This window comes from Actibacterium sp. MT2.3-13A (assembly GCF_018139985.1).
In the GTDB taxonomy this organism is placed as follows: domain Bacteria; phylum Pseudomonadota; class Alphaproteobacteria; order Rhodobacterales; family Rhodobacteraceae; genus JAGSOU01.
In genome coordinates this window covers 1-13,862 of sequence record NZ_JAGSOU010000023.1, presented here as the reverse complement: position 1 = coordinate 13,862, position 13,862 = coordinate 1, and the positions used below count along the sequence as shown (strand labels likewise).

At 64.2% G+C, this 13,862-nt stretch carries 13 protein-coding genes, 1 tRNA gene and 1 pseudogene; 1 reads left to right on the top strand and 14 read right to left on the bottom strand.

The features are described 5' to 3' along the window. Positions 1 to 6: 6 nt before the first annotated feature. From KCI33_RS15835 to KCI33_RS15825, 3 genes are all read right to left on the bottom strand, one after another. Positions 7 to 1,305 carry a TRAP transporter large permease gene (locus KCI33_RS15835; protein WP_212525777.1) on the bottom strand — a complete coding sequence of 433 codons (1,299 nt, stop codon included), beginning with the start codon at positions 1,303 to 1,305 and terminating at the stop codon, positions 7 to 9. Further along, positions 1,302 to 1,802: a TRAP transporter small permease subunit gene (locus KCI33_RS15830; RefSeq protein WP_212525776.1), complete on the bottom strand. Its 501-nt coding sequence runs from the start codon at positions 1,800 to 1,802 to the stop codon at positions 1,302 to 1,304. Before KCI33_RS15830 ends, KCI33_RS15835 begins: the two co-directional genes overlap by 4 nt. A gap of 72 nt (positions 1,803 to 1,874) precedes the next feature. Then, a complete protein-coding gene (locus KCI33_RS15825) occupies positions 1,875 to 2,849 on the bottom strand; it encodes a TRAP transporter substrate-binding protein (protein WP_212525775.1) in 975 nt (324 codons plus the stop codon). A 97-nt stretch (positions 2,850 to 2,946) separates the two neighbouring features. Here KCI33_RS15825 and KCI33_RS15820 point away from each other — a divergent pair, with 97 nt between their 5' ends. After that, entirely contained in the window at positions 2,947 to 3,861 is a 915-nt protein-coding gene (locus tag KCI33_RS15820) for a LysR family transcriptional regulator (RefSeq protein ID WP_212525774.1), read from the top strand. Between the two features lie 376 nt (positions 3,862 to 4,237). Here the strand turns inward: KCI33_RS15820 and KCI33_RS15815 are convergent, their stop codons facing one another. The 11 genes and pseudogenes from KCI33_RS15815 to KCI33_RS17965 form a co-directional block, all read right to left on the bottom strand. Beyond that, positions 4,238 to 5,032, bottom strand: a complete 795-nt coding sequence (locus KCI33_RS15815; protein ID WP_212525773.1) for an ABC transporter permease subunit — start codon at positions 5,030 to 5,032, stop codon at positions 4,238 to 4,240. Next, positions 5,029 to 5,904, bottom strand: coding sequence for an ABC transporter permease (locus KCI33_RS15810; RefSeq protein WP_212525772.1), 876 nt, complete (start codon positions 5,902 to 5,904; stop codon positions 5,029 to 5,031). Before KCI33_RS15810 ends, KCI33_RS15815 begins: the two co-directional genes overlap by 4 nt. 43 nt (positions 5,905 to 5,947) lie before the next feature. Continuing rightward, positions 5,948 to 7,054: an extracellular solute-binding protein gene (locus KCI33_RS15805; protein ID WP_212525771.1), complete on the bottom strand. Its 1,107-nt coding sequence runs from the start codon at positions 7,052 to 7,054 to the stop codon at positions 5,948 to 5,950. A gap of 161 nt (positions 7,055 to 7,215) precedes the next feature. Next, positions 7,216 to 8,277 carry an ABC transporter ATP-binding protein gene (locus KCI33_RS15800; protein ID WP_212525770.1) on the bottom strand — a complete coding sequence of 354 codons (1,062 nt, stop codon included), beginning with the start codon at positions 8,275 to 8,277 and terminating at the stop codon, positions 7,216 to 7,218. Further along, a complete protein-coding gene (locus tag KCI33_RS15795) occupies positions 8,274 to 8,930 on the bottom strand; it encodes a hypothetical protein (protein ID WP_212525769.1) in 657 nt (218 codons plus the stop codon). The genes KCI33_RS15800 and KCI33_RS15795 overlap by 4 nt, the downstream gene beginning before the upstream one ends. Positions 8,931 to 9,185: 255 nt before the next feature. Beyond that, a complete protein-coding gene (locus tag KCI33_RS15790; protein ID WP_212525768.1) occupies positions 9,186 to 9,431 on the bottom strand; it encodes a MoaD/ThiS family protein in 246 nt (81 codons plus the stop codon). Between the two features lie 16 nt (positions 9,432 to 9,447). Next, positions 9,448 to 11,697: a xanthine dehydrogenase family protein molybdopterin-binding subunit gene (locus KCI33_RS15785; RefSeq protein ID WP_212525767.1), complete on the bottom strand. Its 2,250-nt coding sequence runs from the start codon at positions 11,695 to 11,697 to the stop codon at positions 9,448 to 9,450. Next, positions 11,697 to 12,176 (bottom strand): (2Fe-2S)-binding protein, encoded by a 480-nt coding sequence (locus KCI33_RS15780; protein WP_212525766.1) that lies wholly within the window; start codon positions 12,174 to 12,176, stop codon positions 11,697 to 11,699. Before KCI33_RS15780 ends, KCI33_RS15785 begins: the two co-directional genes overlap by 1 nt. After that, positions 12,173 to 13,039 (bottom strand): xanthine dehydrogenase family protein subunit M, encoded by an 867-nt coding sequence (locus KCI33_RS15775; RefSeq protein ID WP_212525765.1) that lies wholly within the window; start codon positions 13,037 to 13,039, stop codon positions 12,173 to 12,175. Before KCI33_RS15775 ends, KCI33_RS15780 begins: the two co-directional genes overlap by 4 nt. 542 nt (positions 13,040 to 13,581) lie before the next feature. Further along, a tRNA-Met gene (locus KCI33_RS15765) sits at positions 13,582 to 13,658 on the bottom strand. Between the two features lie 108 nt (positions 13,659 to 13,766). Further along, positions 13,767 to 13,862, bottom strand: a pseudogene (locus KCI33_RS17965) (ferredoxin--NADP reductase); the annotation flags it as partial.

Sequence of the window (13,862 nt, the reverse complement as noted above, 5' to 3'; positions counted from 1 at the left end):
TAATCCTCAGCCGAAGGGCGGCAGCCCGTAGGCGATGCGCGGCAGGGCCATGATGATGGACGGGAAGACGATGATCAGGATGAGCACGCCGATCAGGACCAGCAGGAACGGAAGCACGCCGCGCACGAGCTGTGCGACGCTCACCTCGGCGATCCGCGCGACGATGAAGAGGATCAGGCCGACCGGCGGCGTGAGAAGGCCGATCATCAGGGCCAGGATCATCACGATCCCGAAATGCACGAGATCGATCTGCAGGATCTTCACGGCAGGCAGCAGGATCGGCACCAGCAGAACAAGCGCGGCGATCGGTTCCATGAAGAGCCCGACGACAAGGCAGAGCGCGGTGATGATCAGCAGAAGCTGGGTCTGGCTTTCCACAGCGCCGCTCAGCCACAGCGCGACCTCGATCATCACGCCCGAGCGGGTGACGATCCAGCCGAGAAGCGCTGTCGAGGCGACAATCAGGAAAAGCGCGCCCGTGGCCGAGGCGACCTGCACGAGAATGGGCCAGAAATCCCTGACGGAAAGGTCGCGGTAGAGAAGCGCCAGAAGGGCCGCATAAGCGGAGGCGATGATCGCGGCTTCGGTGGGGGTGGTCACGCCGCTGTAGATGCCGCCGACGACGATCACCGGAAGCGCGAGCGAGGGCAGGGCCTGCGAAAGCGCGGCGACAAGCTCGGACCGCGGCGGGCGCGCCTCGCGCGGGCACAGGCCCATCCGGTCGTAGATCACGATGGCCGCCATGAGCGCACCGCCCATCAGGATGCCGGGAACGATGCCGGCCAGGAAAAGCGACCCGATCGAGGCACCCGCGAGGGCGCCGTAGATCACGATCGGCACGCTCGGGGGGATCATCGGCCCGATGATGGACGAGGCCGCCGTGATCGAGCCTGCGAACTTCGGGTCATAGCCCCGCTCCTTCATCGCGCGGATCTCCATCGTTCCGAGGCCCACGGCGTCGGAAATGGCCGAGCCCGTCATGCCCGCGAAAAGCATGCTCGCCAGAACGTTGACCTGCGCCAGCCCGCCGGGCAACGAACCGACGAGCGCATTGGCCAGCCGGAAGATCCGTTTCGTCAGCCCGCCCCTGTTCATGATCTCCCCCGCCAGCATGAAGAACGGGGCCGCGATGAGAACAAAGCTGTTCACGCCGTTGACCATGACCTGCGCCGAAACCGGAAAGACGCGGAGGCCCATCTCGGCGGTGACCGCGGCCATCGCCGCGAGCCCGATCGCCACGGCGACCGGAATGCGGAGCGCCATGAGCAGAAAGATGAGACCGATTGCGATGATGAGCGTCATCATGACAGGCTGTTCTCCCGCCCGGCCCCGTCACCCTCATCCGCCCCGCGGGACAGGCGCACGATCTGACGGATCAGGAACACCAGGTAAAGCAGCGCCCCGATCAGCACGCCGACATAGATGCCGCCATAGGGGAACCCCTTCAGCGCACCCATCGAGTTCTTCCAGGTCTGGTCGGCCATCTGCGCCGAGCCCACGGCGAGAACGCCAAGGAACACGATCTGGAGGGCCGCGATCAGGATTTCCCAGCGCCGCATCCTCCGCCCCTTGGCCACAGCGTTAAAGAGCAGATCGACGTCAAGATTCTCCCGCCGCTCGCAGGCGAGCGCGGCCCCGAGGAAGACCAGCCATATGAAGGCCACCGAGGCGAACTCCTCGGACCAGACCAGCGGCATGCCGATCAGGCGCAGGATGATCTGGGCGAGGATGACGAAGAACAGCGACAAGAGCAGCAGCGCGGCGATCCCGGCCACGGCAGGGCGCAGAGGAAAGGATTTCATGGTCTATGCTCCGGCATCTGGATGCGAACGGCCGTGGGGCCGTTCGCATCTTCCTGCGTTTTCGATGGCAGCTCAGTAACGCGTGTCAACGATCCGCTGGTAAAGCGCCGGGCCGTCCTCGCCCAGAACCTGGGTCGGGACATCCTTGATGAGGTCCTGGATCCCGGTCATGTCGATCTCGACAAGCTCCATCCCGCCCTCGCTGGTCAGCCAGTCGAGGTCGGCCTGATGCGCCTTCTCGGCCTCCTGCGAGGTCCACTCGGTGGTTTCCCTGGCCGCTTCGAGAATCGCGTTGCGCGTCGCTTCGTCAAGCGCCGCCATGCTGCCGGGATTGGCGAAGAAGGCCTGCATCTGGGGAACGTGGTTCGTCGTCATGATGTAGTCCTGAACCTCGTAGAACTTCTGGGCCCTGACGAAGTTCGGCGGATTCTCCTCGGCTTCGACGGTGCCCGTCTGGAGCGCGAGGTAGAGTTCGGTGAACGCGATCGAGGCGATCTCGACATCCGTCTTCTCCCAGGTCGCCACCCACATCTGCGCGCCCGGCAGGCGGGTCCGCAGCCCCTTGAGTTCGTCGAGGTTCCTCACCGGCTTGCTGGCGGTCAGCATCCGCGTGCCCACATATTGCCAGCCGAGGGCCTGAAGATTGTGGTTCTCCTCCAGATACTGGTTGATCTCCTGCCCGATCTCGCCGTTGAACACGGCGATGCTGTGCTGCGGGCTCTCATAGATGAAAGGCATCGAGACCAGCATGTAGGGCTGCGCCATGAAGCTGATCACCAGATCCCCCGTCAGCGCGAAATCGACCGAGCCCGACCCGATCTGCTGAAGGTTCGCGCGTTCGTCGCCAAGGGCGCCGCCGGGAAGCACGGTCACCTTGCTTTCGCCATTCGTCTTCTCGGCGACCAGATCGGCGAAATGCTGCGCGCTCTTGCCCGGCAGGCTGTCCGGCGCAAACTGGTGCGCCAGCCGGAAATCCTCGGCCTTGCCTGCGCCCACGGCGCTCAGCGTAAACGCCGTGGCAAGCCCGACAGTCTTTAGAAATTTCATCGTGATCTCCTCCCTCACGTCCTTTGTGATCGTCACGATTGACCTTCGAAAGAATAATGTCCAATGCTTATAAATGTGGTCTTTATAGCTTTTGGTTATGAGTAAACTGAGCCTCAGACAACTCGAAGTCTTTCGCAACATCATGCGCCTCGGCACCATGACGGCCGCCGCGCAGGCCCTGAACATTACCCAGCCCGCGGCATCGCGCCTTCTGCGCCACGCAGAGGAACAGCTCGGAACCGCATTGTTCCACCGCCAAAACGGCCGCCTGCGGCCGACCCCCGAGGCAAGGGCGCTGTTTCCCGAGGTCGATCGCATCTTCAACAGCGTCGATTACGTCCAGAAAATCGCCGGCGACCTGCACCGTCTGCAGGCGGGCCGCCTGCATGTCGCGACGATACCCTCGCTGGCCGCCACCTATCTCACCTGGGCGACCGAGCGCTTCCTGAGGGAACATCCGGCGGTGACGATCATCGTGTCATCGGTCGTGAACGCGGAGGTTCCCGAAATGGTGGCGGGCGGGCGCGCCGATTTCGGCCTCGCCTTTCTGCCGCTGGCGGACGCGGAGGTCCAGGTAGAGCCGATCGGCGAAACCCATCTTGCCGCCGTGCTGCCTCCCGCGCACCCGCTCTGCGCCTTGCCGGAACTCAGCCCCCACGATCTGGTGGGAGAGCCGCTCGTCTCCTTCAGTGGATCGGCTCCCATTGGGCAGCGCATCGAGGCCGTCTTCCGAAGCGCCGGGATCGTCTCGCCGATGACCATCGAAGTCAGCTCTTCCTTCCTGGCCTGCGCCTTCGTGAAGGCCGGAACCGGCATCGCCCTCGTGGACTGGCTGGCCAAGGCCAACGGGGCTTTTCCCGATCTGGAAATGCGCCCCATCAAGCCGCGGACCCACATCAAGACGGCCATCCTGACCCACCCGGAGCAGCCCCCCTCGCTGATCGCGAAGGCCTTCATGGACGAACTGCGGAACTATTCCGGCTTTGACATGACGCCGGAGCCTCCGAACTGAAGAAAGGCACAAGCTGCGGGTCCCGTCTTCCCCGCGATCCCCGGGCCCTGACGCGGGAGGCGGTCGAGCGCGCAGAGGTGGCACCCTCCGTGTTCGATGGGCACCACACACGGCACAGTCCACGGCAGTCCGCAGCGTGCCGGAGATTGCCTCCGATCACCGCCCCAGCCTGAAACACCTCACCGAGATCATGGATAGGCGCTGCCTGAGATCAGCGGATCGAAACCAACGCACCGGGTCATAGACGAGCGGAATCCGTTGACCCAACAGCCTGAACAGGGGCGCGAAAGAGAGATCTCCCTTCATCGCGGGACGGGGCACAGAGCGGCCCTGTTCAGATTTCAGGGAACGGCCCTCCCCCTCCTCGGACCGGCTATTATCCGGCGCGGCGCATCCTCGCTTGCCGCATCTCGAGCACCGCCATCAGCGCGACCAGAACCAATGTCAGGCCAATCAACAGCGTCATCAGTGCAAACAGAGTCGGGTTCAAGCCGATCTGCTGGTACTGCGACCACAGATAGGTCTGCACTGTGTTCTCACCGCCCTGCACGATCGAGGTGCGGATGGTCTCGTTGAAGGAGAGGATCAGAGCAAAGATGCCGCCACCAAGAATGCCTTGATAAACCTGCGGCAACTCGATCTCAAAGAAGGCCTGCAACCGGTTCGCTCCCAGCATGTGCGCAGCTTCGAGATACACGTCGTCGAAATTCGCCATCACGGTAAGTATCACAAGCGTGGAGAAGGGCAGAGCCCAGAGCACCTGCACCATGGCCATGGTCAGGAGCGAGGGGTCCACCCCGAGGATGCGGAAGAACAGCGCAGTGGCCACCCCCATGCTGACCCCGGGGATGAAGAGCGGCAGCAGCACCAGCCCGAGGATCAGCCGGGGCTTCTTCCACGCGCGCAGCGCCTGCGCGATCAGAAGCGACAGCAGCGGCGTAACCAGCGCCACCAGCACTCCGATCAGCAGGGTGTTCCAGATCCCGCCGACCAGAATCGGGTCGTCGGCGATGGCGCGGTAATTGGCCCATATCCCGCCTTCCTGCACGGCCGGGCCTTGCAGGGAATGGATCGCCGGCGGGAAGAGCGGCAAGTAGAGGAACCCCAGCACCACCGCCAGGAACAGCCAGACCGCCCAGGTGGACAGGCGCGATTTGAGGGACCGGGTCATGAGCGCCCCATAATCTTGCCAAGGAAGAGCCGAAGGTCGAACAGCCGGAACCAGGCCAACAGCAGCCCGAACATGATCAGCACCGAGAAGGACGACATCGCCGCAGCCAGCGGATAGTTGATCACGTTCAGCGCGCTGACGATGGAGTTGCCCATCAATTGATAACCGGTCCCGCCCAGGATCGAGGAGACGGCGAATTCGCCAAAGGCACCGACGAAGCCGAAGATCGCCGCGGCGAAGACGCCGGGCAAGGACAGGGGCAGCGTTACCCGCAGGAAGGTGCGCATGGGGCCTTCACCGAGCATCCAGCTCGCCTCCTGCATGCGCCGGTCGATGCCGCTGAGCGACAGCCAGATCGGAAAGATCATGAAGGGCATGTAGGCGGTGACGAGACCGAGATAGATCGCGAACTCGCTGAACAGCAGCCAGTTCAGCGGCGCGTCGATCAGGCCCAGCCCGGTCAGCGCGTCGTTCACCGCGCCCGCGCGCCCCAGGATATCGGCCCAGGAAAAGGTGCGCAGGATATAGTTGACCAGGAACGGCACCGAGAACAGGAACAGCACCGCCCGCGTCAAATCGGGTCGCACCTTGCGCGCGACGGCATAGGCTACCGGATAGGCGATCAGCAGCATGATCACCGTCGAAGACACCGCCATCCAGAAGCTGCGCAAGAACACCGTAAACCGAACACCCCCGAGGAAGGTGGCGTAGGCATCAAGGGTGAAGGCGGGCTTCATGGTGAGGCCCGTCTTCTTCCAGAAGCTGACGGCCGCCATGATGGCCAAGGGGCCAAGGATCATGGCGGCCACGAGGACAAGCGGGGCGCCAAGCACCACAAGCCGCAGCAGGTTCGATCTGCGCAGAACGGTCATGTCACGGCTCCTGTTGCTGGCGCCCCCTCGTGTCGCGCGCGGCTCAAGCGGCCTTGAAGCGCTGCCATTCCTCTTCGTAGAGGTCGACCTCGGTCGGCCAGCGGTTCTGCCAGGTGCCACCCACCGCGAACTTGTCCTGCACGCCCTTGTCGATGGCGGCAATCCGGGCCGCGGCGTCAGCCGGGAACTCGTCGGGGTGGGCCGCGGCGTACTCCGGCGCCATCGGGTTGGTCATGTAGCCACGCAGACCGGTGATCGTGGCGCCGTACCAGGGCCCAAGCATGAAATCGAGCAGCTGATAGGCGGCCTCGGTCTGCTCTGCGCTGCGGTCCGGGTTGTTGACCAGGTAGGCGGCCATGGCCCACAGCAGGTAGCCTTCGCGCGGGGCGGCGTATTTCACGTTCTTGCCCTGGGCGTTGGCGACGAAGACCATCGGCTCCCAGCAGTCCATGACGTGGACCTCTTCGCTGACCAGCAGCGACACTGCCTGTTCGAAGCTCGACCAGATGACGCGGAACTGGCCTTCCTTCTTCTTCTCGATCAGGAAGTCGATCACCGTCTTCAGTTCGCCCGGTGTCATGTCGGCGGGGTCCTCGATCTCGGCCAGGCCGTTGGCCTTGAGGTAGAGGGCCGTCTTCTGACCCGCGGTGGTGTAGTTGTCCTCGAGCGAGACATATCCGCGGAACTTGGGATCGAACAGCGCGCCATAGCTGTCGAGCTCGCCCGTGATGTCGGGCAGATAGGCGAAGCTGTCGGCCTGCAGAACCGTCGGCACGCCGTAGGTCTTGCCGTCATAGCCGATGAAGTCGAAACCCGGGGTGCCGGGGGCGAGATACTGGTTGATGTAGCTGTTGCGCTCCCAGTTGGGCAGGCGTGCGGTGTCGATCTCGGCAATCAGGTCGGCCTCGGCCAGCGGCTTCTGCATGCCACCGACGATGTTGACGATGTCGAAGGTCTTGAGCCCGCCGCCGGCCAGCAGCTGGTTGATCACCGCCGAGGGCGCGTTGCCCATGGCCACGAGGTTCACCGCATTGCCGGTGGCCTCGGCGAACTTGCTCCAGTCGCCGCCGGGGTCGCCGACGCCGATATCGGCCAGTGTCACGGTCAGACCGCCCGCCGCCAATGCGCGGCCGCCCAGCAGCGGCGCCATCAGGCCTGCGCCACCGATCGCCGCCGTGCCCCGCAGAAAAGCGCGGCGTCCGAATTGATTTGAATACTTGTCAGGTTCCGACATCATATCTCTCCTTGTTGTTGTTAAATGAGGCGATTTTCTCCGCCCTCTGTCGTTATGAAGTCTCCGGCCTTGCGGCCTCATTCCTCGTCAAGCACCACCACATCCGCTGCACGCAACCCAATGGCGACCTCCACGCCTTCGGTCAGTTCCGGCTGCTGTGAATGTGTGGCAGCAAGTGCTTGGCCATCGGCCAGCCGCAGCGCATAGCTGCTGTAAAGCCCGCGATAGGTGACGCTGTCCAAATGCGCGCTGAGTTGCAGGTCGCCCGCCGCGGCTTCTTCACCCAAAAGTATGGTTTCACCCCGGATCGCCAGATGGCCTTTGCGCGGGGCGTCGATCTGCCCCGGCACGCGCAGCGTGATACCTGCCAGCCTGGCCAGAACCGCCGCGCCCTCGGGTGCGAGATCGGCCTCCAGCACGTTGCAGCCACGAAAGAAACGCGCCACGAACGGCGTGCGTGGCCGCTTGAAGATCGCCTCGGGCCGGTCGCATTGAACATAACGTCCAGCATTCAGCACGGCGATCCGGTCGCTCATGGTAAGCGCTTCTTCTTGGTCATGAGTGACATAGATGAAAGTGGTGCCCGTGCGCTGCTGGATCGCGCGCAGTTCGGCCTGCATCTCGCGACGGATCTTCTCGTCCAGTGCAGAAAGGGGCTCGTCCAGCAGCAGGATGGCCGGGCGCGGAGCCAGCGCGCGCGCGATTGCCACGCGCTGCTGCTCACCGCCGCTGAGCTGAGCGACGCGCCGAGGCGCGAAGCCGGACAGGCCGACGAGATCGAGCAGTTCCTCGACCCGCGCGTCGATCTCCGTTTTCGACAGCCCGCTGCGCCGCAACCCGTAGGCGACATTCCCCTGGACGTTCATATGCGGAAAGATCGCGTATTGCTGAAATACCATACCCAGTTGCCGCTCCCAAGGCGGCGCATGGGTCAGGTCGCGACCTTCGAACAGGATTTGCCCCGAGTCGGGCTGTTCCAGACCCGCGATCATCCGCAGGATGGTGGATTTCCCCGAGCCGCTGGGCCCCAGCATGGTGAAGAATTCGCCTCGCTCGATGTCGATCGAGAAATCGTCGGCCGGGACAGTCTTGCCGTATCGCTTGTTGACGCCGCGCAGGGAAAGGATCGTGTCGTTCATTGCCCCATTCCGTCGAGCGTCGCGGCGATCGCGAAGCGAACCGCCTCGATCATCATCTCGGGTGCCATGGACGCGAGATCAGCACGCTGGTGCAGTTCGAGTTGGCCTTCGGCCGCAAGATCGTCAAGCAACTGCGCTACTTGCTCGGGCAGATACGGCAGGTGGATGAAACCGCAGGCGGTCTCGCCTCCGGCCCGATGACACCGTTCAATCACCGTGAACATCAGGGCGTTGCACAGAAAGGTCCCAGCGGTTTCGGAAATCCGGCTGGGAATGCCGCGCTTGCGGAGACCGGCGCAGATCTTCTCGACCGGAAGGGTGGCCCTGAAGGCCGCCGGGGCTTCCGGGTCTATCGTCTCCTCCAGCAGCAGGCCGGTGTTGTCGGCGATCTCGAACGCTGCATGGTTCAGCGCAACACGCTCCAGCCGGATCATTGCCTCGCCCGGCCAAAGCCCCAGGGAAACAACTGCTCTCGGGCGCAATTCATCCAATAGCCGCGGCACGGATTCACGCATGGCTGCGTAGTCTACAGGCAGGGTGACGCCCTTGACCTCCGCGCCGCCGATGCGGCTGCCATCCAGCGCGCGCGCGACCATTTCCGCCGGATTCACTGCGCGCCCTCCATAGCTCTCGAAGCCAGTCACCAAGATCATTCTTCGCCCCCGCGCCGCGCAATCCGCTTGTCGTCGTTTGGCGACGTATAACCCGCTTTCGGAAGTAAAGCGACAATTTATCGACATATTGTCCCCGTGGGCGTGCGTCGCACTTCAAGTGCGCCCTTTTTATGGGCGAAACGCTTCGAAACGCGCCACGAACCCACAGGAAAGAAACGGTCTCAGCTCTGAAGAACTTTTCGACGGACGGTGCCCTTCCGGCCAGGGCGTCCCGGTATCGAAACAAATTACCCGCTATCCCCCCTCCAACCGGGCCAACAGCACGACCTCGCTGTCTTCCTTGATCGGCGTGAACCAGCTGTCGTTATACAGGAGTCCGTCGATCGCGACGGATACGCCCCTGTCGAGCTGCGGCCGGAGGGCCGGATAGCGCTCGGCCAGACCTTCCAGCAACTCTCCCAGTGTACCCGCCTCGATCTCCACCTCGGTCTGGTCACCGATGGCAGAGGCAAGCGATCCCCAGAGCCGGACCTGAACCATCGGTTTCGCGCCTCTGCTACCTCGATTGGATCGCCGCGAGCACCTTCGGCGGCGACAACGGCAGGTCGGTCAAGCGCACTCCCGAGGCATCCGACACCGAGTTGGCAACCGCCGCAAGCGGCGGCACGATCGAGGTCTCACCCACGCCGCGAACGCCATACGGGTGACCGGGGTTGGGAATCTCCAGGATCACCGTATCGATCATCGGCAGATCGGAAGCGACCGGGATACGGTAGTCCAGGAAGCCGGGGTTCTGAAGGGTGCCGTCCTCTCCGTAAATGTATTCCTCGTTGAGCGCCCAGCCGATCCCCTGCGCAGCACCGCCCTGGAACTGGCCTTCGACATAGTCGGGGTGGACGGCCTTGCCCGCGTCCTGGAAGACGGTGTAGCGGAGGACCCTCACCGCGCCGGTTTCCGGATCCACCTCGGTGTCCACCATGTGGGTGGCAAAGCTGACGCCGGCGCCCTCGGCGTTGACCTCGAAATGCCCTGCAATGGGTCCGCCGGTATTCGAGGCGATGGCCGCGATCTCCTCGAGCGTCATCGGCGGGAACTCTCCCGCATTCGGGCCTGACGGCTTGGCAGCGCCGTCCTCCCAGACAACGGCCTCCTCGTCGATGCCCCACACTTTCGCCGCCCGCCTGCACATCTCGCGCTTGGCGGCACGAGCGGCCTCGATCGTGGCGAGGCCCACTGCGAAGGTCACGCGGCTGCCATCGGTCACCTCGTTCTGCCCCAGCGATCCGGTATCGGCGATCACCGTGCGAACCTTGTCGTAGGGAATGCCCAGTTCTTCGGCCGCCATCATCGACATCGACGCACGCGAGCCGCCGATATCCGGGTTCCCTTCAGTAAGCGTCACCGTTCCGTCGGGGGTGATATTCAGGCTCACGCAGGTGTCGCCGCCGAAGTTGAACCAGAACCCGCAGGCCACGCCGCGCCCCTGGTTCGGTCCGAGCGGCGCAGTCCAGTGGGGGTGGTCTTTGGCGGTGCGCAGCGTCGCCTCAAGTCCGATGGCGCGATATGTGGGGCCGTATGACGCCCGGGTCCCCTCGCGCGCGGCATTCTTGAGACGCACCTCCAGGGGATCAAGGCCGAACCCCTTGGCGAGTTCATCGATCGCACTCTCGACCGCGAAGGCCGCAATCGGCGCGCCGGGGGCGCGGTAGGCCGCCTGTCTCGGCCGATTGGTGACAACGTCCCAGCCGATGGTCCTGACGTTTTCCAGGTCATAGGGCGCGAAGGCGGACATGGCCCCCATGTTCACCGGCGACCCGGGATAAGCGCCTCCCTGATACCGCAGCTCGGCAAACCCGGCGGTGATGCGGCCGTCCTTGGTCATGCCGATGCGCACGTCGATCGAGCTTGACGCCGTAGGCCCGGTGGCGCGCAGAACCTCAGAGCGCGTCATGACCATCTTGACGGGGCGCCCCGCCTTCTTGGAGAGCATCAGCGCCACAGGTTCGAGAAAGACGGTGGTCTTTCCCCCGAAGCCGCCACCGATCTCGGAGGCGGTCACGCGCAGCTTCCCCTGCTCAAGCCCGAGGATCGCGGCGCAGGTGTTGCGGACCATGTAGTGACCCTGCGTGCAGCACCACAGATCAGCCTGTCCGTCGGGGCCCATGGAGGCAAGGCACGCGTGCGGCTCGATATACCCCTGGTGCGTGGCCTCGGTCCGGTATGTGCGTTTGAGGACGCGGTCAGCCTTGGCCAACCCGGCCTCGATGTCGCCGTGGCCGAACTGGCAACGCGAAATCACATTGGCCGACATGCCCTGCGGCACGGTCTCGTCCGTTCGGCCTTCGTGCAGCACCGGGGCCCCGGGGGCCATGGCCTCGTCCACGTCGGTGACATGGGGCAGCGGCTCGTATTCGACCTCGATCAGCTTCAGCGCCTGTTTGGCGACGGCGTCCGACGCGGCTGCGACGGCGGCAACGGCATGGCCATCGTAGAGCGCCTTGGCCCCCGCCATGCAATTGTCCAGCGTGTCCGCGGTGGCCGCATCCTCCACGTCGCCGAAATCGGCCCGCGTGACGACGGCGTGCACGCCGGTCAGCGCCTCGGCCCTGGACGTGTCGATTGATTTGATGCGGGCGTGGGCATGGGGGCTACGCAGGACCAGGCCCACCAGCATGCCGGGGGCCGACATGTCCGCGCCGTAACGGGCGCGGCCCGTGACCTTGTCGATGCCGTCGGGTCGGAGCGGCCTGGTGCCGACAATCTTGAAGTCGCGCTTGCTGGTGTCCCGTTTGCTGCCGAGCGCCATCACGATGCCTCCCGCATTTCCGCCGCTGCGGCGAGCACGGCGCGGATGATCTTGTCATATCCTGTGCAGCGGCACAGGTTTCCGGCAAGCCAGTAACGGACCTCCTCTTCGGTCGGGTCCGGGTTCCGTTCGAGAAGGGACTTGGCCGCCACGAGAATGCCCGGCGTGCAGATGCCGCATTGCAGGGCGGCATGCTTGATGAACATGCGCTGCAAAGGGTGAAGGGTTTCACCCTCGGCCATGCCCTCGATCGTCTCGACGGAGCGCCCCTCGACCTCGGCCCCCAGAACCAGGCAGGAACAGACGAGTCGGCCGCCGACGGTAACCGAGCAGGCCCCGCAGTCACCTGTGCCGCAACCCTCCTTCGAGCCGGTCAACGAGAGCCGGTCGCGCAGGACATCGAGCAGGGATTCACTGGCCTCGCAGAGAAACTCAACAGGATCGCCGTTGACGGTGGTCGTCACGTGTATCTTGCTCATTGTGCCGCACCTCCCGCGCGGTTCTTTGCGATCAGGGCAGCCCGGCGGGCCAGCACGCCGCTCACATGGACGCGGAATTCGGCCGTGCCGCGTTTGTCGGAAATCGGCTTGGCGGCGGCTGAACAGGCGCTGGCCAACGCCTGAAGCGCCGCGTCATCAAGCGATGTGCCGATCAACGCCCGGGCCGCGTCTTCAACCAGCAGCACCTTGGGAGCCACGGCCCCAAGCGCCACGCGCGCATCGGTGCAGGTCCCGTCTTCGCCAAGCTTCAAGAAGACACCGCAACCGACAACCGCGATGTCCATCTCCGTGCGCGGAATGAAGCGCAGGTAGGCATCCGCGGATCGTTCGGCGCGGGCGGGCAGGAAGATCGAGGCAATAAACTCGTCCCGCGCCAGGGAGGTCCGCCCTGGGCCTGTCGGGATGTCGAGAACGGGAACGTCGCGGCTCCCGTCCGGGCCGACGACCCGGGCCACCGCGCCGGCGGCGACCATGGCGGGCACGCTGTCGGCGGACGGAGAAGCATTGCAAAGGTTCCCTGCCAGCGTCGCCCGCCCCTGGATCTGCGTCGAACCGATCAGATTGACGGCCTCAACCACGCCGGGCCAGTCGGTGGCAAGCGCCGCATGCTCGCCCATTTCCGCACCTGAAACCGCCGCGCCGATGCGCCATCCCCCATCTTCACGGCTGATCTGACGAAGGTCGTCGATCCGCTTGATATCGAGGATGGTCTCCGGTTCGGTCTGACCTGAACGCAACTGAACCAGAAGGTCCGTTCCCCCGGCCAGAATTCTACAGTCGCCGGTCTGTGCGCTCAGCAAGCCGACGGCCTCTTCGATGGTGGTTGGAGATAGATACTGCATTTGTCGCTATCGGCACCTTCAGTTCGCGTGTACGACCCAGCGACCACATTCCGGGGCCATCTCACGGAGTAAGAGCTTTAACATTGTCCTTGGGACACGAATGCGGGGCAAAGTTCGCTTTGGCTGTTTCTTCTTTCTCGCCAAAGCTCATGACTTTCTCAACCCTAGAGTTCAGAATTCGTCAGGCGGCCAGCGGCGTTCCCTCCACCTGAGCGAACAACTGAGCGTCCGCTTCCGGGCTCTCGAAGAGATGGCCCTAGACATCCATGGTCATGTTGATCGAGGAGTGCCCGAGCAGTGCCTGAATCTTCTTCGGAGGCCAACTCTGCCCGATGAAGGGCGCGGCTGCGCCATGCCGGAGCGCGCGGAAGCTGAACGTCGGGTTAGGGGTGGCCCCTTATCCCGTCAGCTTGTTGAGTCTGAAGCTGGAGCACGCGCCCAGCCCAAGGGATCTGCCGAAAGAGCGACGAAATGTCGGGGCGGCGTGGCACACCCATGCCATGGATGACTGCATGCAGTTCTTCGCGCTGGTGGGATTGTTTTGGTAGCGGAGGAGGGACTTGAACCCCCGACACGCGGATTATGATTCCGCTGCTCTAACCAACTGAGCTACTCCGCCACGGTGCGAGGGGATTTAGGGGAGGGGGCGCGGAGCGTCAAGAGAGAAATCGCGCATTTTCCGGGAATTCCCGGCCCCGCGCGCCGGGCCTCCGCGGCACGCCCCGCCTCAGTCCACGAAGGCCTTCTCGACCACATATTCCGCGGGGTCGGAATTGGCGCCCTCGCGCAGCCCGTAGCCCTCCAGCAGGGCCTTGATCTCCAG